Here is a 24,818-nt window from a genome sequence, read left to right on the forward strand (position 1 = left end):
GGACCACCGCCATGAATCCGCACACCACACTCCAGCTGCACGCCGTACGCTCCGCCGAACTGCGCGCCGATGCCGCCGCGTACGCCACGTACCGCCAGGTGGTCGGCGACCGGCAGCCGGCCCGGCTGATCCGCCCCCGACTGGGCTGGGCGCTGGTCGAGTTGGGGCTGCGCCTCGTCAACAACCCGGGAGCGGCGAGCCAGTTGGTCCGAACGGCATGAGCGCGCCGGGGGGACGCGAAACTGAGCCGAGGGCGTCACGCGTACCGCTGACCACGGTGCTGGGCGCCAACGCCGTCTCCGCCGCGGGTACCGCGGTGAGCGCGGTCGGCATTCCCTGGTTCGTCCTGCAGACCACCGGCAGCGCGGGCCGCGCGGGCGTCGTGGCCTTCTGCGCCACCCTCCCGATCGTCGTCTCCGCGGTGATCGGCGGCCCGGTGATCGACCGCATCGGACGGCGGCGGGTCTCGATCGGTACGGACGCGATCTGCGCCGTCGCCGTGGCGGCCGTACCGCTGCTCCACCGGGCCGGGATGCTGCCGTTCTGGGCGCTGTGCGCGCTGGTCGGCATCGTCGGCCTGGTCCACACACCGGGCAAGACCGCCCGCTATGTGCTCGTGCCCGACCTGGCGGCCCACGCCGGCACCACACTCCCCCGCGCCGCCAGCCTCTTCGACGCCGTCGAGCGCGGGGCCCGGATGATCGGCGCGGCCGTGGCCGGTGTGCTGATCGCGGTCCTGGGCGCGCAGTGGGCGCTGCTCGTCGACGCCGCGTCCTTCGGCGTCTCGGCGCTGCTGGTCGCCGCCGGGCTACGGGGGATACGTTCCGCCGAACCCGTCAAAGCCGCCGCACCGGTCTCGTTGCGGACGTACGGCACCGAACTGCGCGAGGGCTACGCCTACTTGCTCAAGGCACGGCTGCTGCTGGCCGTCGTCCTGATGGTGATGGTGATGAACGGCCTCGACCAGGGCTGGGTCGCCGTACTGCTGCCCGTCCACGCCGAGCAGGATCTCGGCGGCCCGACGGCGCTCGGTGTCGTCTCGGCGGTGTGGGGCGCGGGCGGACTGCTCGGGGCGCTGCTGTACGGGGCGTTCGGGCACCGCTTCTCGCGCTACGCGGTCTTCGCGGTGTGCGTGGTGCTGTGCGGCGCGCCCCGGTACGCGACGGCCGGTCTCACGGACTCCACGATCGCACTGGCCGTCACGATGGGCGCCGCCGGTCTGGCCGCGGGGGCGCTGAACCCGATCCTGACGACCGTGACGTACGAGCGGGTGCCGCAGGCGCTGCGCAGCCGGGTGTCGGGCGCGCTGACGGCGGGCGGCGAGCTGACCATGCCGCTCGGCGGCCTCACGGCGGGGCTGTTGGTCTCGGGCGCCGGGCTCGGTCCGGCACTGCTGGTGATGGGCGGCGCGTATCTGCTGGCGACCCTGAGCCCGCTGGTGTTCCCGGTGTGGCGCGGCCTCGGCGGGCGCGGCAGCGGCGACGGTCCGACCGGCGCCACCGAGAACGGCGACGGCAGGGGCGGCGACGCCGAGGTCAGCAGCTCGGGACGTGCGCTCCCCGGCCGAGCGCCCGCAGCGCGGACACCGCGCCCTTCAGCGTCGTGACGGGGATCAGCCGCATTCCCTTCGGCAGCTCGGAGCCCGCTTCCCCGCACTCCGCCTTCGGGACGACGAAGACCGTCGCCCCGTCGCGGGACGCCGCCTGAGTCTTCAGGGAGACACCGCCGACCGCGCCGACCCTGCCGGAGCTGTCGATCGTGCCCGTACCGGCGATGGTGCGGCCGCCGGTCAGATCGCCGCCCGAGCCGTTGCCGTCGAGCTTGTCGACGATGCCGAGGGCGAAGAGCAGTCCGGCGCTGGGGCCGCCGACATCGGCGAGATGGAGGCTGATGTCGACGCTCTTCGGGCTCCGGCCGAGATAGCCGAGCGCCGCGTCGACCGCGTCGTTCTGCGACTCGACCATGTCGTTGGTGTTGTGCTTCAGGATCTGCTTGTCCGACTGGCCCGCCGGATAGACGGAGTCGCGCGGCAGCACGGCGCGGTCCGTACGGAACCAGCCGTCGAGCACGTCTCCGAAGTCGACGTCCTCCGAGGGCCCGGTCGCCACGATCGTCGTCATCCGCAGCTGCCCCTTGGTCTTACGGGTGGGCGACTTCGTGATCGTGATGACCTGCTGCCCCTTGTCCGCGCCGAGCACGTCGGCGGTCAGCCCGGGTCCCGCCACGGCGTACGGCAGCGGCGCGAGACCGACGACGACGAGCAGCGCGGCGACCGGGAGGGCACACAGGGTGAGGCCGAGGGGGCGCGAGAGACGAGAGAACACGGTGCCAATCTATCGGCCGCCGCCGGTCCCCCGATCAGCGCAGTGCGTCGGCCACTTCGCGGGCGGCGTCGACCACCCGCGGACCGACCCGTTCCGGTACGGCGTCGGCGAGCATCACCACCCCCACGCTGCCCTCTATGCCGGTCACCCCGATCAGCGCGGCCGCGGCGCCGCTGGCGCCCGCCTCCAGCTCGCCGTGGGTGAGGGTGCAGCTCGGCTCGGTGAGGGTGCTGCCACGGGCGGCGAGGATGGCCTTGCCCGCGGCGCCCCGCTCCAGCGCGTGCCGGAAGCCGGCCCGGTAGGCGACGTGGTAGTCGGTCCAGGTGGGTTCGACGACGGCGACGGCCAGCGCCTCCGTACCGTCGACGAGCGTCAGATGCGCGGTGGCGCCGATGTCCTCGGCGAGCGAGCGCAACGCGGGCAGGGCGGCTTCCCGTACCAGCGGATGCACCTGCCTGCCCAGCCGCAGCACACCCAGGCCGACCCTGGCCCGGCCGCCCAAGTCGCGGCGTACCAGCGTGTGTTGTTCCAGTGTGGCGAGAAGTCGGTAGACGACGGTCCTGTTGACGCCGAGCTTGTTGGACAGCTCGGTGACGGTCAGGCCGTGGTCGGTGTCAGCGAGCAGTTTGAGGACACGCAGTCCTCTGTCGAGCGTCTGAGATGTCTCCGCGGTCACGACGCCCTCCCCCTTCGGAGTGTGTGACGGCGGCCTTCCCGCGAGGTGGCGGCACCGGTCCCACGGCGACGCACGCGAGAGGCCGCCGACAAAATCTGGCACACCGGCTGCGCTCCGAGGCTGCGTTGCCACGGCGCGTTTACATTTCCGCGAGATTATCGACCGGCACCGCTCACCGGAAGACCTCGTCCAGAATCCGGGCATCGAAGGGCAGTTGGTGGCTATTCGGGCTTCGAGTCCGACCGAATGCCGATGTTTCGTGACAATTCACAGCATGGAGGATGACAACGGGTCACCGCCGCAGGGCGACGGCGGGCGCAGCGCCACAGGACGACGGCGGCGCGCCGCCGACCGTCCCGCTCACCGCATCCGGGTGGCCCACTCCTGGACCTTCTTGATCCGCTCCCCCAGCTGCCCCGCCGTCGCCTCGGCGCTCGGCGGCCCGCCGCACACCCGGCGCAGCTCCGTGTGGATCACCCCGTGCGGCTTGCCGCTCTGGTGGACGTACGCCCCGACCATGGTGTTCAGCTGCTTGCGCAACTCCAGCAGTTCACGGTGGGAGACGACGGGCCGCCGCTCGGCGGGCAGTTCCAGCAGATCCGCCTCGTCGTCCGGCTTCTTGCGGCTGTGCGCGATCTGCCGCGCCTGCCGCTTCTGGAGCAGTATCTGCACCTGGTCGGGTTCGAGCAGCCCGGGGATGCCGAGGTAGTCCTGCTCCTCGGCGCTGCCCGGATGCGCCTGCATGCCGAACTCGGCGCCGTCGTACATGACCCGGTCGAAGACGGCGTCGGACTCCAGCGCCTCGAACGACATCTGGTCGTCCTCGCCGGTGTCCTCGTCCTGCTCCTTCTCGGCCTCCGCCATCTCCTTCTCGGACTCGGCGTACAGGTCGTCCTCGCCGGCCTTCTTGGGCTTGTCGAGCACGTGGTCGCGCTCGACCTCCATCTCGCCCGCGAAGCCGAGCAGGTTCGGGATGGTCGGCAGGAAGACGGACGCGGTCTCGCCGCGCCGCCTGGACCGTACGAAACGGCCGACGGCCTGCGCGAAGAACAGCGGCGTCGAGATCGTCGTCGCGTACACGCCCACGGCGAGCCGCGGGATGTCGACGCCCTCGGACACCATGCGGACGGCGACCATCCAGCGGTCCTCGTTCGCGTCGAAGTCCTCGATCCGCTTGGACGAACCCGTGTCGTCGGAGAGGACGACCGTCGCCTTCGTACCGGTGATCTCCTTGATCAGCTTGGCGTAGGCGCGCGCCGATTCCTGATCGCTCGCGATGACCAGGCCACCGGCGTCCGGAATGCCCTTGCGCACCTCGGTGAGCCGCTGGTCGGCGGCGCGCAGCACATTGGGCATCCAGTCGCCGCGCGGGTCGAGCGCGGTGCGCCACGCCTGCGAGATGGCGTCCTTCGTCATCGGCTCGCCGAGCCTGGCCTCGATCTCGTCGCCCGCCTTGGTGCGCCAGCGCATGTTGCCGCTGTAGCTGAGGAAGATGACCGGCCGGACGACGCCGTCGCCGAGGGCGTTGCCGTATCCGTACGTGTAGTCGGCGGCCGAGCGGCGGATGCCGTCGTTGCCTTCCTCGTACGCCACGAAGGGGATGGGGTTGGTGTCGGACCTGAACGGCGTACCGGTCAGGGCGAGCCGGCGGGTGGCGGGCTCGAACGCTTCCAGGCAGGCCTCGCCCCAGGACTTGGAGTCCCCCGCGTGGTGGATCTCGTCGAGGATGACGAGGGTCTTGCGCTGCTCGCAGCGGTTGCGGTGCAGCATGGGCCGCACGCCGACGCCCGCGTAGGTGACGGCGACGCCCTGGTACTCCTTGCTCACCGGCCCGGCGCTGTAGTCGGGGTCGAGCTTGATCCCTATCCGCGCCGCGGCATCGGCCCACTGCGTCTTCAGATGCTCGGTCGGCGCGACGACGGTCACCTGCTGCACGACGTGGTGGTGCAGCAGCCAGGAGGCGAGGGTCAGCGCGAAGGTCGTCTTCCCGGCGCCGGGGGTGGCGACGGCGAGGAAGTCACGCGGCTGCTCCTCGAGATACCGCCCCAGCGCCGTCTCCTGCCAGGCGCGCAACTTGTTGGCGGTACCCCAGGGGGCCCGGCCGGGGAAGGCGGGTGAGAGGTGATGGGAGGGGGAGGCGGAAGTAGTCACGGTCTCCGGTTCGGACGTGGGTGGCGCGGGCGGGGATTACTGCGTACGACAACCGGGCCACCCTACCGGGGGCGCGGCGCGGACCTCGTAGGAACGCGGACGGGGCCCGGGATGCGACCGGAGTCACACCGGCGGGCGGAGACCGGCCCCCGGCCGGCGCGACCACCACCAGGCCCTCCACCTGCGGCTGCCCGGACAGCGACCCGCACCCGGCCGGGCGGCCGGAGTCCCACCGGCACCCGCGACGGCCTGCGCGTGCGGTTGCCGGGTCCGTCCCCGAGAAGCCCGGAGTGGCACCCGGACCCCAGCCGGCGCGACCCGCCGCCCCGCGACCGGAGTCACACCGGCGCCGCAGGACCCTACGCCTCGTCCTGCGGCTGGAGCGTCCGTACCCGAGTGGCGACCCACACCCCCGCGAGCGCGACCGCCGCCATCGGCAGGAACACCCCGACGAAGGCGGCCGGGTGCGCGGCCGTCGCGTCCGACGCGTGCACCGTGGCTTCCCCGACCGCGCCGCCGCCGAGGGCCGCGAAGGCCACGCCGCCGACCACCAGCAGGAGGACGTTCGACAGGCCGTCGGAGATCTGCAGGGACGCGGAGTTGGCGCCCGCCTCCTCCGGCGCCGACAGCTTGAGCATCAGCACGCTCGTCGACGCGGTCACCGCGCCCATGCCGAGGCAGCCGACGCCCCACGCGACCGCGAGTGTCCAGACCGGTACGGACTCGATCAGCACGCTCGGCGCCGCGGCGACGGCCGCGGCGACCAGCACCATGCCGGCCGCCATCATCCGCTCGCGGTGCCGCTCCATGCGCGGTCGTGACTGGAGGTACGAGCCGAGCGCCCACGTCGCGCCGCCGGCCGCGAGCGAGAAGCCCGCCATCGTCGGCGACAGACCGCGCTGGGTGACCAGCATCAGCGGTACGAAGCTCTCGGCGGCGATGAACGACCCGGCCGCCACGCCGCGCAGCAGGATCACGGACGGCAGCCCGCGGGCCGCCCGCCAGGTGCCGGCCGGCAGCAGGCCGAGGACGGCGGGCACGAGCAGCGCCACCCCCGCGGCGGCCGGGAGCAGCGAGAGCCAGCGCAGATCCTGCCCGGCGTACTGGAGGAGCCCGGCGCCGAGCGAGATGCCAAGGGCGAGCCGGATCCTGGGCCGGTCGAAGGCGCGTACGGGGGCGGCGAGGTCGGCGGGGCCGGCCGCCATCCGGCGGATCGCGGGCAGGGCGAGGACCAGCGGCGCGACGATCAGGACGGGGATGGCGAGGAAGACCCACCGCCAGCCGAGGTGCTCGGTGATCGTCCCGGCGGCGAGCGGCCCGACGACGGACGGGACCACCCAGCTCGCGGCGAAGGCCGCCATGATCGAGGGCCGCAGCCGCTCGGAGTAGGCCCGGCTGACGACGACGTACAGCGCGACGATGACGAGCCCGCCGCCGAGCCCCTGGACGGCGCGGCCGAGGATGAACAGCCACATCGAGGACGCCGTCCCCGAGATGACCAGCCCGGCCGCGAAGGCGCTGATCCCGGTGGCCAGCGGCGCGAGCGGGCCGTTCCTGTCGGCCCACTGGCCGGAGAAGACCATCGCGAAGAGGCTGGTGGTGAAGTACGCGGAGAAGGCGAACGCGTACAGCGGAATGCCGTGCAGCTCCCGCGCGGCCACCGGCATCGCCGTACCGACGGCGGTCGCCTCGAAGGCGATCAGCAGGACGACCGAGACGATGCCGATGCTCAGGGCCCGATGGGTCTTCCCCAGCACCCCGCCGGTGTCGTCGACGTACTCGCGCCGCTCGGCCGGGGGAGCGAATCCCTCGACGGCGTTGGCGCGGATCACATCGGCGTGCACGACATCGGCGTCGCGCGGTTCCAGGGCGGTCATGGAGTCAGCGTAAGGGGCTCAGCGGCCGGTGACCCCTGTCGCGAGTCGGAGCACGGCTGGTCCCTTGGTCGTACGACCGGAGCCGCCGCACTGTGAACGGCGTATGGCGGTCGTATGGCAGGGCGCCGGTCACCCTTGAGCCGGACGGCACGACGGCCGTACGGTCAAGGAAGTGAAGCGCTCGGCCGTGTGCCCGAATGGCTCAGGGGCTCGTCTGCAAAGCGAGTTACGCGGGTTCGATTCCCGCCACGGCCTCCACCACGCCGAACGACCTGACCGCTCGGGGGTCCGGTCGTTCGGCGTTTTCCGCATGGCGCAGGGGCGTCATCCCGTCACTGCGGTGTGGGCGGCCGCACCGGCGCGGGCGGCCTTGGCCATGTCGATGAGCTGGTTCTCTTCGTCATGGCTGAGCGAGGTCTGGACGAGCTGACCGCCGAACTGCGCGAGCTCGGGCACGACCTTGTCGCGGGCCGCCTGCTTGACGAGCACGAAGACGGCGGCGGCGCCGGGGCGCAGGTTCTCGCTGAGCTCCCGCATGAAGTCGTCGTTGACCCCGGTGTCGGTGGCGGCCCCACCCGCGGCCCCTGCCGCTGCGCCCACGGCCGCGCCGAGGAGCGGCACGAGGAAGAGCAGCCCGATGACACTCCCCCACAGCGCCCCGCCCACGGCCCCGGTGGCGGCGTGGTTGACGGTCTGGTGCAGCTTGACCTTGCCGTCCTTGGCCCGGCGCTCGACGACGACGATGTCGTCCAGCTCGACCAGGTACTCCCGGTTCATGGACAGGAGCTTGTCCCGGACCTGCTGGGCGGTGGCGAGGTCGTCGTAGGCGACGACAAACAGATTGCTCATGGGGGCTGGCTCTCCTCATCGGACACGGCGGGGGACCCGGCGAGGACCGGACCCGATCAATCCCGTTACCAATATAGAGATAAGCCTCAAATAGGGCATTCGGAGCGGACTGCCGACTGTCGCGGCCCGCGGCCTCAGACCAGATCGGGATCCACCGTGGGCAGCGGCGGAAAGACGATCTTGTTCGCGCAGTGCAGGGCGGGCGGCAGCTTCGCGGCAACGGTCTGGAGCACCTTGCTCCCGGACCGCACATCGATACCCCCGACGGCATCGACGCTCCCCCGCAGAGCGGCCATCGGCTAACCCGGCTCCACAAGGTCGGGACGCCGGCAGTCGACGTACTGGAGTGTGCGGGGCTCGTCGGTCTCGTGCGCGACGGACGTGCCCGCCTCGGCCGCCTCGGGCACCCGCTCAGGGAACGGAAGCCGGTCCCACGCGTAATCGACCTTCACGAGCTGCCGACCTTTCCGGTGCCGGGACGCCATAGTCGCGCCGAGCCCCCCCCCCACCCCCACCGAAACCAGGGCCGCCTCTGCGCCGCCCTTGCCGGAGACTTCGTACACGACCGCGTCGTGCGCGTACTCCCGAATACCCGCGACGGCAGCCGCGTCAAGGCTCCCCCCTCAGGCCTCACGCCACGACGTCGCCGTACAGGCCGGACGCCACCCCGGCCGAGCCCCCACCACCCCCACCGCACGCCACAAGCGCCACAACAAGAACCCCGCCCCCGACGGCCGCCACCAGCCGCCTGGCTCCGCCAGGCACGATCACTCGCCCTCGGCGGGTTTGAGGGTCAACTTCGCTTCGAGCCCGCCATTGCCGGCGCAGCCGAGTTCCTGCGCCACCTTGAGCGCGACGGAGTTCACCACGACCAGATTGGCCTCGCCCAGCGCCTTTGACGCACTCTTCGGCTGATACTTGCCCCGCACCGTAGGACCGGTTTGCAACGCCGCCGCGACGATCGCCGGCTTCTTCTTCGTACTTCCGGGCAGCTTGCCGCTGACACAGTCGAAGTACAGGTCGGCGAAACCGGGCTTGGTATAGGCGCTCCGGCCCACCGCGTACCGCACAAGATCGGCGGAGGCACCCACCCCGTTCGACTCGTCCTCGGACCCGAAGCGCAGATCGATGCTGAGGTACGCATTCCCGACCCGCGTCGCATCGTCGATCGAACACGCCTGCTCGGCCGAACTGCCCGCCTTCCCCGGCACATACGTGTCAGCCAAAGCGGAAGCCGCCTTGGCGGGATCGTCTCCCGGGGAATCCGGCGCGAACTTCCTGACGCCGGTCAGGAACTCGACCGACTTCGCCGCCTCCGGGGAAACGGCACCGTGGCACGCGGCACCGGCCGCGATCGTCTTGGGCTCAGCAGGCTTGTCACCGCCGCAGCCGAGAACACCCGCCCCCAGACCCACAATCAGCCCACCCGCCCCGACCGCCCTCCATGCACGCACAGTTCACTCCTCTTCCTTCGCGGCAGTGGCGGGCTTCGGAGGCAGCCTGGCGTCGAGACCCGCACCGCCCGCGCAACCAAGTTCCTCGGCCATGCTCAGGGAGAGGGAGTGCAGCAGCGTCAGATTTGCCGCACGCACCTGGTCAGGTCCGCCCGCCGGCTCGTAACGGCCCAGTCCTTCCGCATGGTTGGTCAGCTTCCCGAACACAATTGCCGGCTTCTCGTGCGTACTGCCGTCCAACTTGGGGCTTACGCAGTCGAAATAGAGGTATGAACGCGCAATACCGATAAGAGCGGTCCGCCCCACTTCGTACGTCGCGAACGTGTCTGCCGCCGGTCCGTCTGCGGCCTTGGCAGACGTGATGCCGAAGCCGATCTGGAGATCCGGGCTGCCACCCTCCGGATTGACGATCAAGCACGCTGGTTTGGTGTCGGTCTCACTACCCTCGCCGGGCACATAGCCATCAGACAGTGCCGAGGCCGCCTTGGCGAGTGACGCGTCGGCACGACCGTTGCCGATCGGGGACAACCGCTTCTCCCCCGTCAGGAACTCCACCGAGGTGGCCGCCGACGACGACAAGCGACCGTCGCACACCTTCGTCGCGGCGATCGTCCTGGGCGAATCGTCCTCGTCATCGCCCCCTCCACAGCCGAGAAGAACAGCGCTCAAAGCACACGTCAAGGCGCCGGTCCGAATCACTCGCCGCACGTTCACACTCATCCCTCGCACTCGATACCCGTCCACGTCGCGCCAGAGATCTCAACCCACCTCAGGACTGTTCCCCTGTTGTCCTCCGCGCTGGTTTCCGGTGTTGTAGCCCAGAGTCGCCGCCTGAACGAGGTCCTCACCGAGCGTCCCATTCACATCAATCCCGTGGCGTTGGACGTAAGCCCCCATCGCGGCCTGGGAATTCACTTCTCCGGCTATGTAGACGTCGGTCTCCGCCTCGTGGAGGCGGGCGTCGTGCTCGTCGCTGTAGTGGTCGGCGGAGGCGTCGAGCCAGCCGCCCGTGATCTGGCTGGCGTACTGCTCGACCACTCCTTGGCCGTTGTCCAGGGCGAGAGGCACCAGAACCGCGGCAACTCCGGCTGCGGGCGCCGTGATCGGCAGGAACGCCGCGCCTACCCCGACCGCCGCCCCCACCCCCAGATCGACCCAGCCGGACCGCTGATCCACCGCCTTGGAGTAGTCGTCGGCCTCCTTGGCACCCTCCGCCGCGATCTGTGCCACCCGGGAGTGATCAAGGACCCCCTGCGTCTCCGCCCCGATCCGCACCGCTTCGCGCGCCGCTCCGGCGTCCAGGCCGTGCGGCCCCGTCTGCGCTTCGAGCACCGAACTGGTGTAGACGCTTTGGGCGTGACTGACGTCGGCATATGCATCCGGGTGCTGGCCGAGCGAGCTGAGGAATTTACGGGCGTCGACCTTCTCGAACTCGGCGTGACCATGGCTGCCCGGAGGCGGCTCAAAACTGCTGCCGTCCGCCCTGTCGGCGAGACCCCAGTCGATGTCGTCGATGTACGCAGCGCCCATGCGGCCCAGGCTGTCCGACAGCGCCTCCTGCGACTTCAACAGTCCTGCGTCGCCGCCGTACTTCACGACAACCTGTTCCATGATCGTGGCTGCGTCGTCGCTCCGTACAAGCGTGGCGTGCGGGTCGTCGTAGGCGTGGCCCAGCGTCGCCGACTCCAGCGCGTGACCGAACGAGTCGGTCGTCGCGTTCATGTACTTTTTCATGACGTCCGGGTCGGTGCTGGCCGAGTCGTTGAACGACTCGTAGTCCTTGTCGGCGAAGAAGTCGAGATAGCTGTTGACCGGCTTGCCGTCGGAGTCCTTGAGACCGCCAGTCGCTACCGTGCCGTCCTCGTTGTACGCCTGCGGTGAATCCATGAAGAACTGCTTTGACGCCTCCGGGCTGTGCCCGAGCGCCTCCAGCACCCCGTTCACCGGGTCGTACCCGGCACCGTTCAGGCCTGACGGGTTGTACGGATTCGTCACCAGACCGTTCAGCATCTTGTTGTCGGCGAACATCATGGGGTCCTTGGCGTGCAGCGCCACCACATGCTCGGCGATCGGGTCGAGGAACTTCGCGTCGTAGTTCCCGTACCGGAGAAGTCCGCTGAGCAGCTGGTACCCGTACGGGCTGGTGTTGTTGTACATGGAGTTGGGGGTCAGCGGTATGTGCTGGGTGCCGAGCTTCCGCAGCTCGTCTGACCAGCGCTGACCCCACTTGCCGTCGTCACCCTTCGGCACGGACGTGGCCGTGGCGAGGTTGAGCCCCATGTTCTTCTGCAACGCCTGGACGTCCTTCAGCCGTTGCTTGTCCAGCTTCCCGTCGGGATACGTATCACCCGACAGCTGCCCGAAGAACTCCAGCGCCTTCTTGGGCCCGCCGACACCGTCGTAGAAGTTCCTGGAGAACACCACAGACTTGTTGTTGTCGGCCAGCAGCTCGTTGAGCTGCAGCAGTTCGGTGTGACTGAGGTCGCGGCCCTTCTTCGCCAGATCGACGGCGCGCTGCGCCTCCTCTGCGTCCAGGCTGGTGAACTTGGGCCCGCTGAAGTTGTGCTGGTCCCCGGTGATGTTGGCCTTGAGCGCGTTGGCCGTCGACACGTCCGCGTCGTCACAGGTCTCCACGATGGCATCGACGCGCTTCTGGAACGCGGCGATCTTGGCGTCCTGCTCCTTGAGGGAGGCGAAGTAACCCGGGCTCAGTCCGGCTCCGGGCTGGTTCTCCACCGGATCGACCGCCCTGACCTTCCCGTGGGGACCGACGATCAGATCCTGTGACCCGGCTTCGGTCTCGGCGAGGTGCCTGAGATCGTCCTTGGCCTTCTTGAACGCCGCATAGCCGTCGTTGAGGATCTGCATGATCCCCTTGGCTGCCTTCGCCGCGTCGTCGAACTCCTTGGCCGTCTTGTCGATGAACGGCTTCGTCACATCGGCGTTGATTCCACGCCAGTACTCGTCCTTGGCCTTGTCGCCCATCGTTGAATGGGCTTCTTTGGCCAGCGTCTCGAGCCGGGTACTCATCTCCGACCAGTCGTCCGCCGCCGCCTTCATCTTGTCGAGCGGGGCGAGATACACATCGTTGTACGACAACACGGCTTCCCCGCTCTCTATTTGAAGTATTCGTCTATCTTGGAGACACCGAGTGCCGCCTGAATCTTCTTCTCCTGCTTTTCATGCGACGAGGCACTGTAGTCAAGATGGTTGGAGATGTTGGCACAGGCGTCGAGCAGCGTGCGGAGCTGCGAGTCCCAGGTGTCGTGCACGGTACTCATGGCGGCACCGGTCAGAAACGCACTGACCGTCATCATCTGCGCCGCTTCAGCGGTGGACTGCTCCGCCACATTGCCGACGACCTTGAGCTCGTCGTAGAGCTTGTACGCGGCAGACCCGAGCGTGCCGAGCTTGTCCTGATTCACATCCAGGTTCGCGTTGCTGACGCCGCCCCCGCCGGAATCGGCCGGGGCGCTGTTCAGTCGCATGCTGACGTTGTCCGTGGCTGTGCTGCGGGCAGACGCCCACTCTTTGTCGAACGACATGCGTTCGTTCCCCCGTAAGTGAGTTCGCGTCGACCCACAGGGCGACGCCTGCGGCCCGCCGGATGTTCCAACGCCGTTACCCGGCGTCCGGGGCGGGTCGGAGGGGCGGGTTGGCGGTGAGGCCCGCGTTGTTCTCGCATTGGAGTTTGGTCGCGACCTTGAGGGCCACCGAGTTGAGCACCGTCAGGTTGGCCTCGTTTATCTGACGCTGAGTGCCCTTCGGCTCGTTCCGGTGCTGACTGAGCGCTGCGTTCGACAGGATCGAGTTCACGATGGCCGGCTGCTTCGCCGTACTGCCCTTGAACTTGGGGCTCACGCAGTCGAAATAGAGGTACGCCCAGTCAGAGTTGACGAACGCGGCACGGCCTAGTTCGTACCGGGTGTGTTCCGAGAAAGTCTGCCTGTCGGCTTCCTCGGCCGTGGCGAAGTTGAACTGCACGCGTACGTCGGAAGTGCCGACCGTCTTGAGGTTGGGGACGGCACACGCGGTTGTCGTCCGCACATGAAGGTCGTCGGCGTCGACCCCGGCAACGTATCCGTCCGCCAGATCGGCGGCACTCCCCGAGAGGTCGGCCTCGCTGCCGCTGGACGGCAGGTACTCCTTCGAACCCGTCAGGAAATCCAGCGACTTCGCGGCCTGCGGCGAAAGCGCCCCGCCGCAGACCTTGGACGCCGAAATCGTCTTCTGCGAACCGTCGTCGTCACCGCTGCAGCCGAGAACGCCTGCCCCGAGACCGACAACCAGCCCGGCGGCCCCGACTGCCCTCCGTGCGCGCACGTCAATTCCTATCGATCAGCTTGAACCATCGCCTGCCACCATCAGCCTCAGCCGGTCTGGGACTGATTTCCCTGCTGAACCTCCCGGAGATTTCCGGTGTTGTATCCGTCCTGGGCGCTCTGCCGCAGATCCTCTGCGAAGTTGCCGTTGCCGACATGGTTGAGGTTGTGCCGGTCGATGAAGACGCTGGCGGGGACCTCGACGTTCTCCTCGCCCGCCTTGAAGACCGCGGCGCGCTCCTGGTGGGCCTTGTCGCCGAGACCGTCCGTGTACTTGTCCTGCGAAGCGTCCGACCAGTCGCCCATCATCTGACCCGCGTACTGCTCGATGACTCCCTGGCCGTTCTCCACAGCGAGCGGAACGAGGACCGCCGCCGCGCCGGCGGCCGGCGCCGAGATCGGCAGGAACGCGGCGCCTGCCCCCACGGCCGCGCCGACGCCCAGATCGATCCAGCCCGACTTCTTCTCCATGGCCTTCGAGTAGTCCTCGGCGGTCTTGCCGTACTCGGCCCCGATCTGGTCCGCGCGGGACTGGTCGAGGATGCCCTGCGTCTGCGCACCGATGTTCACCGCGTGCCGCGCGAGACCCTCGTTGGTGATCGTGCCGTCCGGATTCACTTGTGCCTCAAGCACCGAAGTGGTGTAGATCCGCTGGGCGTCGGTGACAGAGGCGTAGGCGTCGGGATGCTGGCCGAGCGAACTCAGGAACCCGCGGGCGTCGGCGCGACCGAACTCGGCGTGCGAGCCGGTGTTCTTGCCCGGTGCGAAGACGCTGTCGTCGGCGTTCTTGTCGAGTCCCCAGTCCAAGTCGTCGATGTATCCGGCCCCCATGTTGCCGAGGCTGTCGGACAACGACTCCTGCTTCTTGAGCAGTTCGGCGTCGCCGCCGTACTGCGCCACGACTTTCTCCATCACCTTGGCGCCGTCGTCGGTCCGTATCAGCGCGGCGTTCGGGTCGTCGTACGAGTGGCCCAGGGTTGCCGACTCCAGGGCGTGGCCGAGGCTGTCGTAGCCGAACTTGTTGCTCTCGCCGCCGTCGACGACGTCCTTCGGCCAGTCCCGGTCCTTCGTGAAGTAGTCGAAGGCATCGAGCTTCTTGTCGTCCGTCGTGTCACCGGGCGTCAGGTCGATACTGCTGTTGAAGAAGTCGGCGGACGCCTTGGGGTTGTGGCCGAGTGACTCCATGAACCCTTCCATCGGGTCGCGCCCGATGTCGGTCCCGCTCCAATTCAGATGTGTCATGCCGCCGAGGCTGGACGTCCAGAACATGCTGGGCTTGCCCATGCCGTTCTTCGTCATCTTGTTCTCCGTGACCACCAGCGCGTCGCCGTAGTCGTGGAGGAACTTGGAGTCGAAGTTCCCGTACCGCATCAGGTTGCTCATGACCTGGAAGCCGTACGGCGACGTCGCCCGCGTGCGGATCGGGTCGTCCCCCGCGTTGATGATGTCGGTCTTCCACTGGTTCATCGCCGGGCTGTCCGAGTGCGTGGCACTGGCCAGCGTCAGGCTCCAGTTCTTCTGGAGTTCCTTGAGCATGTCCTGGTGGTCGGCGCCGAGCCGCGAGCCGTCACTCGGGTCGCCCATGTCGGCCCAGAACTCCAGGTTTCCCTTCGCACCGACATCCAGCGCGAACTGCTCGGCGAAGTACTGGTCGCCCTTGTTGTCCGTGAGGAACTTGTTGAGCCGCTGGATCTCGGCGGGAGTCGCGTCATCCCCCTTGGCCACGATCGCCGCCGCCGCTTTGGCGTCCTCGGCGTCCTGCGCCTTGGACGCCGCCTTCAGGGAGTTGTAGTCGGTCCCCGAGAAGTCGTTCTTGTCCTTGCCCACGAGCGTACGCAGCGCACGCGACGCGATCTCGTCCGCGTCGTTGGCCCGGTCGACGGCCGACTTGATGGCGGACCTGGTGGCCTCGAACTGCTCTTGCGTGGGCTTGGGACCGTCGTAGTCCTTGGGCCTGCGGTCCGGGTGGATCAGATAGCTGACGACACCGTCGGGGTCTATTCGTATCCCCTTGGCGGGAGCCTCGTCCACGACCGTGCCGAGGCTCTTCTTGGCCTCCGCGAACTCGGTGTGCGCATCCCGAAGAATGTTGCGGATGCTGCTCGCTTCCGTCTTCGCGTCACCGAATTCCTTGGCCGTCTTCCGCACGAAATCGCGGGTGACGCCGGCGTTCTCCCCTGCCCAATCAGCTTTGTCGGCCTTCGCCTTCATGTCGCCTGCCGATTCCTCGATCGTGGCAAGCTTCGTGATCGTCGCGTCCCAGTCTTTCACCGCTCCGTCGAGACCGCTCAGGTTCGCATGAAGGACCTGCTCAAATTTCAACATGCGCGGCCCTCACTTGAAGTGCTTGTTGATCTGGGACATGGAAAAGTTGCTGATCAGGGTCTCTTCGTGGTTCTTGTGGCTGACCACGGTGTCTTCGAGATGATTGTGGATATGGGCGCAGGCGCTCAGCAGGGTCTCCGCTTGGCTCCGCCAGGTGTCCCAGGCGGCCCAGAGGGCGGAACCGGTGGCGAAGCCGTCCGAGTTGAGCGCGTTGGCTGCGGTGTCCGTCTTCGCGCCCGCGTGGAACGCGTCGGTCTCGAAGCTGTGGAAGAGCCCTTGGGCGTCATTCCCGATGGACCGCAGATCAGGCGAGGTGACCTTGTAGTCGGCGGCTCCCCCACCGCCTCCCCCGCCCCCGTCGCCACGGGCCGCGCTGTCGAGCCGCATCTTGGTGTTGTCGGCGGCAGCGCTTCGGACAGACGCCCATTCTTCGTCGAACGACATGATTTCCCCGTTGGTGAGAATCGAACTGGTCGCACCGTGTCTGTCGGTTCCCTCGACAGGCACGGGCACTGCTACTGCCGCGGTGGCGGTGGCGTGGGTGGTGAGGTGGGGGGTCCGGCCGGCGGGGGGCCGTATTGAGGTGCGCCGCCGCCGTATTGGGGTGCGCTCCCGTACTGCGGCGGGCTGCCCTGCTGGGGCGGGCCGTAGCCGTACGGGGACGGGCCCTGGGGCGGCGGGTACGAGGCGTACGGCGGCGGGGGCGGAGGCGTGGCGGCGGCCTGGCGGCGCGAGTTGACCCGCAGGGCCACGGCCGCGGCGGCGATGACGACGACCACGCCGATACCGATGCCCACCCACAGACCGGTGTTCCCGCCACTGTCGGACGCCGCGACGGCGGCCGGCTGCGTCGTGCTGTCGCCCTTGGGCCCGGCTGCGGGCTGGGAGGCGGGCGCGGAGGGCGACTTGGACGCGGCGGCGGCGAGGTCGGGGAGAGGGTACTCGTCGGCGGGACCGGGGTCGCCGGGATCGTTCAGGGCCTGGAGGGGGCGTACGGCGCCGTAGCCGAGCCCGTCACTGCGCTTGGCGCCGTCTTCGGCGCCACCGGCGGTGTTGAGCATGACGCGAAGTACTTGGTTGTTCGTCCAGTCCGGATGCTTGGACCAGATGACAGCGGCAGAGGCGGAGGTGAGGGCCGTTGCGGAGCTGGTGCCGCTGCCCTCGCAGATCTCGCTACCGCCCGCACAGGCATTGAAGATGTCCTCACCGGGCGCCGAAATGTCCACCTGGGGACCAAAGTTGGACACCGGGAGATGCGCGGCCTTCTTAGTGAGGCCGCCGACGCCGACAACGCCCGGCGTCGCTGCGGGGAATTCCGGGCGGTTGCCCGTTTTTGCGCCATTACCTGCTGCGGCAAAAACGAGCGCATCATGGCCGAGGGCGTACTTCACGGCGTCATCAAGTTCAGGGCCGCCTGCGACATTTCCGACCGAAACATTGATGACTTTCGCATGATGGTCGACGGCGAACCGGATCGCCTTGCTCATGCTCTGCGCGAAGTTGTCCTTGATTCCCCCCTTGCCGAAGCGCTCCTTTGCGTAAGGCACGCGGACGGGCAGAATCTTGGCACCCGGCGCGAGACCGTAGGACCCGTTCAACGCCCCCCGCTCACCCGTGGCCGCAATCAGCGCGGCCATTCCGGTGCCGTGGTTGTCGATGTCGTTGCTCTCATCTCCCGGGAGCCCGGACAGGTCCTCTCCCTTCAGGACCTGTCCGCGAAGGTCGGCGATGGAGTCATCCACACCCGAGTCCAGCACCGCGACTGTGACCCCACGGCCCGTGCTGATTTTCCACACAGCGGAGGCTTCCATGGCGTCCAGATGCCATTGCCGCTGACGCACCGTGTCCGCATGCGCGGGGGCTGCTGCCGTAGCGAACAGCAACAGCCCCAGGGCGGACGCGACAGCAGACTTGGATCCGAGCGACCGCCCGCGACTACTACGCATTTCCCCTCAACCCACTCGGTACGGACGAGATCAGTCGATGACAGGTGGCACAATCCGACGGTCGCCCTGCTGCCAGGTCTCTTCGTCCTCTGTCAGGTAGTCGGGACGCTCGCCGTGCTCCTCCTCGCCGTGCCCGCCTCGACCACGGCCCGCTCCGGCCATGCCGCCGCGCCCCATCGCTCCGGATCCCGAGCCTGTGCCCGTACCCGATCCTGATGTCGCACCGCGGACCAGTCCTGACCCACCAGGAGTGAACGGCCGCGCACTGTTCCTTCCGCCCGCCTGGGGACGGCCGCCGACCACACCGCCGGTCTCGGAGGCGAGCCGACGCCCGCCCGCCATACCGCTGCCGGCGCCGCCGGCGCCACCGTGGCCCATACCGCCACCGGCCATGCCACGGCCCATCATCTGTCGGCCGTTGCCCTCTTCGCCGCCGATCACCATGCCGCGCGGGATCCTGTTCGGCGGGCGGCCGGAAGGAGACTGCACCGGGCGTCCGCCGACGATTCCGGACTCACGTCCCAGCGGCGTACGCGAGTTGAGCCCACCGGTACCGAGCGCCGGCGGCCGGCCACCGGCACCGCCGGGAAACGTTCGTCCCGGGGCCATCGCCCCGGGCCTCCCGCCGCCCTGCTGGCCGTACGAGCCGCCGAAGGCGGGTGGTATGGCTCCGGGCGGCGGCAGCGGCGGACCCTCCGGGCGGGGAGCCACCTGGTTCATGTTGGGTGGAGGCGTCGTCGAGTGCGCCGACGGCAGCGTCCCGGGAGGCGCTGTGTCCACACTGTCGATGCCCAGGTGCACAGGTGGATCCTGCGGCACATGCCCCTTGTTCGGGACGTCGTGCGAGCCGCCGTGGCTGCCGCCTACGGGCACGCCAAGTGCACTGTCGCTGCCAGGAGGCTGGTAGTGCTTCGACCCGCCGGAAGAACCACCGTCGGAGTACATGGCGTTGCCGACCGCGCCTCCCATGCCTCCACCCGTGTATGCGGAACGCTCAGCACCCACATAGCTCTCGGGCTGGCGCCAATCGTCGCCCAAGTAACCCGCCGGCGGCGGAAACGTCGGCGGTTCGAACCTGTTTATCTGCGTACCCGACTGTACGTACGTCTGCGCCAGCTTCTGCATCTGCTGCGCCGCCTGGAGCCGTGTCGACTCCAACTGCGCCTCCGCACCCGTCGCCTTGGTGTGGTACGTCGCGGTCAGCGTCTGTCTGTCCGGGTCGTGCCGGTTCGCCGGGTCCTTCAGGGCGTCCAAGTTGGTGTTGGCCGTCTTGAGGGCCGCCTTGGCGTCGTCCGTGTCCGACTGCGGCGGCATGTTGGCGTGCGCCTCGGCGATGGCCTGGGAGACGTCTTCCATCCACTTGCCGGCGTTGCTCGCGTACTCCGACAGGTTCAAGGTGGCGCTGGCCGTCTGGTCGCCCCAGTCCTTGAAGGCCTCGGCTCCCGTGCCTTCCCAATTGACCAGCTGGACCCGGGTCTTGAGCTCGTCACCGATGTCGTAGATGGTCTTCGCCGCCGCCGTCAGCTTCCCCGCGAGGCTCATCGCCGTACTCATGTCGGCCGAGGACAACAGGGCCCTCAGCTGTTCATGCGTCATGGACTCGAAGGGCGTGCTTCCCGGTCCTGACTTCCCTCCGTCTGGTGCCTCAGGCATGTCTCGTCATCCCCCTGTGTGCCCACTGGCTGATCTGAATTCGCTGCCACCGTGGTGTTTGGCATACGGATCACGCGACTGGTCATAGTGCGCGTCGATCTGTGTGTTCAGCGCCTGCATCTTCTGCTTGACGTCGTCGTCGAGGTTGTCGTAACTCGCCTGCGACGCCAGTACCGCGAGGTGCATGCTCTCGATCTGCAGGCCCAATACCTTCGACAGAGTCTCCAGTTGGTCATGGACCGTGCTGTAGGCCGCGTACAAGAACTCCGCCTCCGCGAAATCGCCGCCCAACTTGGCGCGCGCGATGCGGTCCTGGCCCATCTTGGTGGGGGCCGCCTGCGAGTCGTTCAGGATGTTCAGTAGTTCGTCGACGCGGCTCTTGAACGAGTCCATCGCCGTGAGGTCGACCATCATGTCCATGGCGTTCTGCGCCATCGACTCGACCATCCCGAAGATGCCACCCGGTCCCGCCGGCGCTCCTCCGCCTGCCCCGTTGTCCAGCACTGCGCTTCCTCCCCGTTGCCCGACCGCTGCATCGATCACTGTAGCGAGCACCGGCGACAACGCGCATCCCAACATTGCAGATGCAACGGGATTCATACGGTCACGAGTTGGGAACAGCCACCGCTGCCTGCGGGCGGATCGGGAGTCTGCTGACCGGGCGGCCCGTTGCGGCGCGGACGGCGGAGGCGACCGCTGCCGGGGATGTGACCACCGGGGCCGCGCTCGCCGGTTTGGCGCCGAAGGGGGCCACCACGTCGCGTTCTTCGACCAGTTTGACGATGCGAATGTCCGGGGCGTCCAGCGACGTCGGCAGGGCGTAGCCCGTCAGGTCCGGGCGGCGGACCAGGCCGCGGGTGGTGCGGAGGTTCTCCGTCAGGGCCGTGCCGATGCCCTGGGTGATGCCCGCCTCGATACGGGTGGCGAGCTGCGCCGGGTTGAGTACGCGGCCGACGTCCTGCGCGACCGCCATCTCCACCACCCGGATCGAGCCGAGTTCGATGTCGACGTCCACGACCGCGCGGATCGCGCAGAACGCCAGGCCCACGAACGCGTCGCCCTGGCCCGAGCCGTCGAGGGGTTCGGTGGGGTGGGGGCGGCACTGGGCCGTCGCCCACAATTCCTTGCCGTCCATCGCCTCCATGACGGTGGTGGACAGCACGCCGTCGTACGAGGTGATCTTGCCGTCGGTGATCTGCAGCAGTTCGGTCGACATGCCGAACTTGTGGGCCAGCGGCTGGAGCAGCTGCGTACGGACCATCTTGGCCGCCCGCTCCACCGCACCGCCCGACACCCAGGTGTGTCTGCCGTGCGCGGCGGCGCCCGCCGGGGGCTGGTCGGTGTCGACCGACGCGACGTGGACCTCGTCGATGCCGAGCGTCTCCTGCACGATCTGCCGGGCCAGCGTGGAGAAGCCCTGGCCCGTCTCGACGGCGGCGCAGATGACGGTGGCGATGCCGTCGTGGACCTTGACCGTGGCCGTGGAGACCTCGTCGGCGCCTTCGGCGCCGAGCATGTGGACCATGCCGAGCGCGTAGCCGACGCCGCGCCGTACCGCACCCGGTTCGCCCGCGCCCTCCGGGCCGCCGGGCAGCAGCCAGGCCGCTTCCGGGGTGTCCTTGGGCAGCGGCGGCAGCGGGTAGTCGCGTACGGCGCGCAGCAGTTCGGCGACGGGCGCCGGGCAGGTCACCGTCTGGCTGGTGGGGAGGATGTCGCCGGTGGCGAGGGCGTTGCGCAGCCGCAACTCGGCGGGGTCGATGCCGAGTTTGGCGGCCAGCTTGTCCATCTGGCCCTCGTAGGCCGCGCAGACCTGCATGGCGCCTTCGCCGCGTACGTGACCGGAGGGCGGGTTGTTGGTGCGTACGGCCCAGCCTTCGATGAAGGCGTGCGGTACGACGTACGGACCGCAGGCGAACGCGACGGCCGCGGCCAGGGATTCGGACGACGAGTCGGCGTAGGCGCCCGCGTCGAGCAGGATCTGGGCCTCGACCTTGACCAGCCGGCCCTCGGTGTCCGCGTGGTGGCGGTAGCGCAGCAGGGTGGGGTGGCGGTGCGCGTGGCCGAGGAAGGACTCCTCGCGGGTGGCGGCGAGTTTGACGGGGCAGCCGGTGCGCAGGGCGAGCAGGCCGAGCGGGATCTGGAAGCCGGGGTCCTCGCGGTCGCCGGTGGCGCCGGGGACGCCGGTCACGACGAGCTTCACCCGGTCCTGGTCGAGGCCGAAGCAGGCGGCGGCGAGGTCGCGGTCGGTGTGCGGGTCGGTGGAGGCGGTGTAGATCTCCACGCCGCCGTCGGGGCGCGGTACGGCGAGGCCGGCCTCGGCGCCGATGGGCGCGGGGTCCTGGCGGCCGATGCGGTACAGGCCCTCGACGACGACCTCGCCCTGGATGTCGGGGTCGCCGTAGCGCAGCGGGATGTGCCGGATCAGATTGCCGTCGGGGTGCAGCGGTTCGGCGGCGAACGCCTTCTCCGGGTCGGTGACCGGGTCGAGTACTTCGTACTCGACGGCGATGGCCGCGGCGGCGAGCCGCGCGGTGTCGGGGTGGTCGGCGGCGACGGCGGCGATGGCCTCGCCGTGGTGGCGTACGACCTCGGAGGCGAAGACGGGGCGGTCGACGACGTGTCTGCCGTACGCCGGGTCGCCGAGGACGTCCTCGTGGGTCACCACGGCCCGTACGCCGGGCATTTCGGCCGCGGCGGCCGTGTCGATCGACACGATGCGCGCGTGCGGGTGCGGGGAGCGCAGGATGGCGGCCCACAGCAGGCCCTCGGCCCACAGGTCGGCGGCGTAGGGGAAGGTGCCCTCGGTCTTGGCGCGGGCGTCGGCGGGCGGCAGCGAGGCGCCGAGGCCGTGCGCCGGCGGTTCCTGCTGGGGACCTTCGAGCGTCGGGGCCTCGGTGGCCGCGTCGTTGCTCACGCCATGCCTCCGTCGTGCGAGTTCGGGTGCGGTGCCTGGGCGCTGCCCGCCCCTGCCGGTGCCTGGTGCGGGATGCGGGCTTCCTCGGAGGCGGCGGCAGCGGCTTCGGAGCTCGCCGCGCGTTCCGCGACGACCTCGTTCACCGCGTCGAGCACCCCGCGGTAGCCGGAGCAGCGGCAGAGGTTGCCGCAGAGGGCCTGGCGGGTCTCCAGCTCGCTGGGGGCGTGGTTGCCTTCCAGCAGGTCGTGGACGGTCATGGCCATGCCGGGGATGCAGAAGCCGCACTGGACGGCGCCGCAGTTGGCCAGCGCCCGCTGGACGTCGGACGGTTCGCCGTCCACGGCGAGGCCTTCGACCGTACGCACTTCGGAGCCCGCCGCGGTGGCGGCGGGTACGAGGCAGGAGGCGACGAGCCTGCCGTCCACCTGGACGTTGCACGCGCCGCATTCGCCCTGCGAGCAGCCGTCCTTGGCGCCGGCGAGGCCGAGGCGCTCGCGCAGTACGTACAGCAGCGATTCGCCGATCCAGGCGTCGGTGACGGGCCGGTCGGCGCCGTTGACCCGCAGGACGTAGGAGTTCGCGGCGTGTTCGGCGCTGTCGTTGCTGCTGGTGAGGGGGGCGGCCTCGGGCTCGGGTTCCGGAAGCGGCTCCTGGAGCGGCTCCTGGAGGGGCTCCTGAACCGGCTCCTGGAGGGATTCGGGTTCGGGGCCCGCCTCCTGGTCGGGTACGGCTTCCTCGACGCCGGGCTCGGCCGCCTCGGGCTGCGGCTCCGGCTCCGGCTGCGTCGCCCACGGGGCGGGAGCGCCGCCCGGCAGGGTCGCGGGCGCCGAGCCCGCGCTCCAGGGGGACGTGTGCAACCCGGAGCTGTACTCGCCCGATTCGTCCAGCAGGTCGCCCTCGGCGACCGGGATCCGCCACTGTCCCGTGACGTCGGCGGGCCGCTCGCCGGTGTCCTGTCCTGCGCCCGCCGCGCCGAAGTCCCACTGCCCCGTCACATAGCCGTCGTGCACGGCCTGCGCCGGGTGGTGGCCGGCCGCCGGGTGGTGCTCGGCGCCCGGCTCGGGCCAGCGCACACCGCCCGTGTCGCCCTGGTCCAGGGGCTGCTGGGCCCAGCTGCCCGCCACCGACGGGTCGGGCGTCAGGGGCACGATCTGCGGGGGTACGTATCCGTGGCCCGGCGCCGCCAGCGGGGCGTCCATGGCGTCCTCGGGCGGCAGCTGCACGAACGCGGTCGCCTCGGCGTCGTACTCGCCGCCGTGCGGTACGGGCCGCCAGCCGCCCTGTTCGTCGGGGCCCTGCCCGGGGCCCGGGCCCGACCTGGGACCGGAGCCGGAATTCTCTTCGGTGGTCACGACAGCGCCCTCCCCAGTGCTCGTCGGGCCAGGGCTGCGACGGTACGCCGCAGATGCAGTACGGCGGGCGCCGGGGCGGGGGGCTCTCCGCCGTCGGCCGGCGGCGCCGGGTCCGGGATGCAGGCCGCCGCCACGTACTCGCCGAAGGCCACCAGGGCCTCCTGGGCGAGCCCGCGTGCGCCGTCCCAGTCGATCAGTGAAGCGATCCAGCGCTCCGCCTCAAGGGGGCGCAGGGGCATCGGTGCGATCGCGCCGACGGCGCAGCGCACTCCGCGGCGCGCCGGGTCGAGCACGACGGCCACCGAGGCGGTGGCGCGGCCGGGGCCCGTGCGGCCGGTGGCCTTGAGGAAGACTTGGGGGGCGTGCAGCAGCGGGACGCGTACGAAGCCGATGAGTTCGGCCGGCTCCAGCATCTCGCGGCCCGCCAGCAGATGGGTCGCCGGGATCTCGCGCCGGGAGCCGCCGGGGCCGGCGACGACGAGATCGGCCTCCAGGGCGGCCAGGACCGGCAGGGCGTCGCCGGTGGGGGCCGCGGTGGCGATGTTGCCGCCGAGGGTGCCCGCGTTACGGATCTGGGGCGGCCCCGCGGCGCGCGCGGACGCGGCGAGCGCGGGGATGAGGGCGGCGAAGTCGGGCCTGCCCATGCGCGCGTGGGTGAGCCCGGCCCCGAGGAGGGCGTGGCCGTCCTGGTAGTGCCAGCCGCGCAGCTCGCTGATCCTGCCGAGGCCGACGAGTCCCGCGGGCCGCAGCAGGCCCTTGTTGACCGATGCCATCAGGTCCGTGCCACCCGCGACGGGTACGGCGGCAGGCATGGCAGTCAGCGCCGCCACGGCCTCGTCGAGCGAGGCCGGCAGCGTCACGGACTGCGCCGTCTGCGGTGCGTGCGTGGTCAACCCAGCTGCCCCTTTCCGGTGTCCCGGCTGTCCCGCCTGTGTGCCGTACCGTACGTGCTCACAGGCCGGACGTGGCAACTCT

The 24,818-nt window shown here is 69.6% G+C and carries 22 protein-coding genes and 1 tRNA gene; 3 read left to right on the top strand and 20 right to left on the bottom strand.

Annotation, left to right across the window (positions count from 1 at the left end; genetic code table 11):
* Nucleotides 1-11: 11 nt before the first annotated feature.
* A complete protein-coding gene (locus tag OHS57_RS14255; RefSeq protein ID WP_328582174.1) occupies nt 12-221 on the top strand; it encodes a hypothetical protein in 210 nt (69 codons plus the stop codon).
* A complete protein-coding gene (locus tag OHS57_RS14260) occupies nt 218-1,606 on the top strand; it encodes an MFS transporter (protein ID WP_328582175.1) in 1,389 nt (462 codons plus the stop codon). Before OHS57_RS14255 ends, OHS57_RS14260 begins: the two co-directional genes overlap by 4 nt.
* Here OHS57_RS14260 and OHS57_RS14265 read toward each other — a convergent pair.
* From OHS57_RS14265 to OHS57_RS14280, 4 genes are all read right to left on the bottom strand, one after another.
* Nucleotides 1,536-2,324, bottom strand: coding sequence for a S16 family serine protease (locus OHS57_RS14265; RefSeq protein WP_328582176.1), 789 nt, complete (start codon nt 2,322-2,324; stop codon nt 1,536-1,538). The two genes, OHS57_RS14260 and OHS57_RS14265, sit on opposite strands and share 71 nt — an antisense overlap.
* Before the next feature lie 34 nt (nt 2,325-2,358).
* Nucleotides 2,359-3,000, bottom strand: a complete 642-nt coding sequence (locus OHS57_RS14270) for an IclR family transcriptional regulator (RefSeq protein WP_041989155.1) — start codon at nt 2,998-3,000, stop codon at nt 2,359-2,361.
* Between the two features lie 360 nt (nt 3,001-3,360).
* On the bottom strand, nt 3,361-5,151 hold the full coding sequence (locus OHS57_RS14275; RefSeq protein WP_041989153.1) for a DEAD/DEAH box helicase: 1,791 nt from the start codon (nt 5,149-5,151) through the stop codon (nt 3,361-3,363).
* 359 nt (nt 5,152-5,510) lie between these two features.
* Nucleotides 5,511-7,028 carry an MFS transporter gene (locus OHS57_RS14280; protein WP_041989151.1) on the bottom strand — a complete coding sequence of 506 codons (1,518 nt, stop codon included), beginning with the start codon at nt 7,026-7,028 and terminating at the stop codon, nt 5,511-5,513.
* 183 nt (nt 7,029-7,211) lie between these two features.
* Here OHS57_RS14280 and OHS57_RS14285 point away from each other — a divergent pair.
* Nucleotides 7,212-7,286, top strand: a tRNA-Cys gene (locus OHS57_RS14285).
* Between the two features lie 66 nt (nt 7,287-7,352).
* On the opposite strand, the gene OHS57_RS14290 is transcribed toward OHS57_RS14285, so the two are convergent.
* The 16 genes from OHS57_RS14290 to OHS57_RS14365 all read right to left on the bottom strand — a co-directional run bounded on the left by OHS57_RS14290 (nt 7,353) and on the right by OHS57_RS14365 (nt 24,736).
* Nucleotides 7,353-7,877: a DUF1269 domain-containing protein gene (locus tag OHS57_RS14290; RefSeq protein ID WP_328582177.1), complete on the bottom strand. Its 525-nt coding sequence runs from the start codon at nt 7,875-7,877 to the stop codon at nt 7,353-7,355.
* A gap of 134 nt (nt 7,878-8,011) precedes the next feature.
* Nucleotides 8,012-8,173, bottom strand: coding sequence for a hypothetical protein (locus tag OHS57_RS14295; protein WP_328582178.1), 162 nt, complete (start codon nt 8,171-8,173; stop codon nt 8,012-8,014).
* 3 nt (nt 8,174-8,176) lie between these two features.
* Nucleotides 8,177-8,329: a hypothetical protein gene (locus tag OHS57_RS14300; RefSeq protein ID WP_328582179.1), complete on the bottom strand. Its 153-nt coding sequence runs from the start codon at nt 8,327-8,329 to the stop codon at nt 8,177-8,179.
* Between the two features lie 315 nt (nt 8,330-8,644).
* On the bottom strand, nt 8,645-9,331 hold the full coding sequence (locus OHS57_RS14305) for a hypothetical protein (RefSeq protein WP_328582180.1): 687 nt from the start codon (nt 9,329-9,331) through the stop codon (nt 8,645-8,647).
* A gap of 3 nt (nt 9,332-9,334) precedes the next feature.
* Nucleotides 9,335-10,051, bottom strand: coding sequence for a hypothetical protein (locus OHS57_RS14310; RefSeq protein WP_328582181.1), 717 nt, complete (start codon nt 10,049-10,051; stop codon nt 9,335-9,337).
* 39 nt (nt 10,052-10,090) lie between these two features.
* A complete protein-coding gene (locus tag OHS57_RS14315) occupies nt 10,091-12,433 on the bottom strand; it encodes a hypothetical protein (RefSeq protein WP_328582182.1) in 2,343 nt (780 codons plus the stop codon).
* Between the two features lie 14 nt (nt 12,434-12,447).
* Nucleotides 12,448-12,876 (bottom strand): hypothetical protein, encoded by a 429-nt coding sequence (locus tag OHS57_RS14320; protein WP_328582183.1) that lies wholly within the window; start codon nt 12,874-12,876, stop codon nt 12,448-12,450.
* Between the two features lie 76 nt (nt 12,877-12,952).
* A complete protein-coding gene (locus OHS57_RS14325) occupies nt 12,953-13,654 on the bottom strand; it encodes a hypothetical protein (protein WP_328582184.1) in 702 nt (233 codons plus the stop codon).
* 47 nt (nt 13,655-13,701) lie between these two features.
* Complete coding sequence (locus OHS57_RS14330) at nt 13,702-15,978, bottom strand: hypothetical protein (RefSeq protein WP_041989139.1); 2,277 nt, start codon at nt 15,976-15,978, stop codon at nt 13,702-13,704.
* 9 nt (nt 15,979-15,987) lie between these two features.
* Nucleotides 15,988-16,422 (bottom strand): hypothetical protein, encoded by a 435-nt coding sequence (locus OHS57_RS14335; protein ID WP_328582185.1) that lies wholly within the window; start codon nt 16,420-16,422, stop codon nt 15,988-15,990.
* A 71-nt stretch (nt 16,423-16,493) separates the two neighbouring features.
* On the bottom strand, nt 16,494-17,924 hold the full coding sequence (gene mycP / locus OHS57_RS14340) for a type VII secretion-associated serine protease mycosin (protein ID WP_328582186.1): 1,431 nt from the start codon (nt 17,922-17,924) through the stop codon (nt 16,494-16,496).
* Nucleotides 17,925-17,954: 30 nt separating this feature from the next.
* Nucleotides 17,955-19,520, bottom strand: a complete 1,566-nt coding sequence (locus OHS57_RS14345; RefSeq protein WP_328582187.1) for a WXG100 family type VII secretion target — start codon at nt 19,518-19,520, stop codon at nt 17,955-17,957.
* A gap of 63 nt (nt 19,521-19,583) precedes the next feature.
* On the bottom strand, nt 19,584-20,081 hold the full coding sequence (locus tag OHS57_RS14350; RefSeq protein WP_241778585.1) for a hypothetical protein: 498 nt from the start codon (nt 20,079-20,081) through the stop codon (nt 19,584-19,586).
* Nucleotides 20,082-20,181: 100 nt separating this feature from the next.
* Nucleotides 20,182-22,491, bottom strand: coding sequence for a xanthine dehydrogenase family protein molybdopterin-binding subunit (locus OHS57_RS14355; protein WP_328582188.1), 2,310 nt, complete (start codon nt 22,489-22,491; stop codon nt 20,182-20,184).
* A complete protein-coding gene (locus OHS57_RS14360) occupies nt 22,488-23,843 on the bottom strand; it encodes a 2Fe-2S iron-sulfur cluster-binding protein (RefSeq protein ID WP_328582189.1) in 1,356 nt (451 codons plus the stop codon). Before OHS57_RS14360 ends, OHS57_RS14355 begins: the two co-directional genes overlap by 4 nt.
* Nucleotides 23,840-24,736, bottom strand: a complete 897-nt coding sequence (locus OHS57_RS14365) for an FAD binding domain-containing protein (protein WP_041989130.1) — start codon at nt 24,734-24,736, stop codon at nt 23,840-23,842. The genes OHS57_RS14360 and OHS57_RS14365 overlap by 4 nt, the downstream gene beginning before the upstream one ends.
* Between the last annotated feature and the right edge of the window lie 82 nt (nt 24,737-24,818).

Origin of the sequence: Streptomyces sp. NBC_00370 (assembly GCF_036084755.1) — a bacterium.
Lineage (GTDB): Bacteria > Actinomycetota > Actinomycetes > Streptomycetales > Streptomycetaceae > Streptomyces.

What these genes read in the sequence shown, in the direction of transcription:
- OHS57_RS14255 (WP_328582174.1), top strand. Translation starts at nt 12, where the DNA reads ATGAATCCGCACACCACACTCCAGCTGCACGCCGTACGCTCCGCCGAA.
- OHS57_RS14260 (WP_328582175.1), top strand. Translation starts at nt 218, where the DNA reads ATGAGCGCGCCGGGGGGACGCGAAACTGAGCCGAGGGCGTCACGCGTA.
- OHS57_RS14280 (WP_041989151.1), bottom strand. Translation starts at nt 7,028, where the DNA reads ATGACCGCCCTGGAACCGCGCGACGCCGATGTCGTGCACGCCGATGTG.
- OHS57_RS14290 (WP_328582177.1), bottom strand. Translation starts at nt 7,877, where the DNA reads ATGAGCAATCTGTTTGTCGTCGCCTACGACGACCTCGCCACCGCCCAG.
- OHS57_RS14295 (WP_328582178.1), bottom strand. Translation starts at nt 8,173, where the DNA reads ATGGCCGCTCTGCGGGGGAGCGTCGATGCCGTCGGGGGTATCGATGTG.
- OHS57_RS14310 (WP_328582181.1), bottom strand. Translation starts at nt 10,051, where the DNA reads ATGAGTGTGAACGTGCGGCGAGTGATTCGGACCGGCGCCTTGACGTGT.
- OHS57_RS14320 (WP_328582183.1), bottom strand. Translation starts at nt 12,876, where the DNA reads ATGTCGTTCGACAAAGAGTGGGCGTCTGCCCGCAGCACAGCCACGGAC.
- OHS57_RS14330 (WP_041989139.1), bottom strand. Translation starts at nt 15,978, where the DNA reads ATGTTGAAATTTGAGCAGGTCCTTCATGCGAACCTGAGCGGTCTCGAC.
- OHS57_RS14335 (WP_328582185.1), bottom strand. Translation starts at nt 16,422, where the DNA reads ATGTCGTTCGACGAAGAATGGGCGTCTGTCCGAAGCGCTGCCGCCGAC.
- mycP (WP_328582186.1), bottom strand. Translation starts at nt 17,924, where the DNA reads ATGCGTAGTAGTCGCGGGCGGTCGCTCGGATCCAAGTCTGCTGTCGCG.
- OHS57_RS14345 (WP_328582187.1), bottom strand. Translation starts at nt 19,520, where the DNA reads ATGACGCATGAACAGCTGAGGGCCCTGTTGTCCTCGGCCGACATGAGT.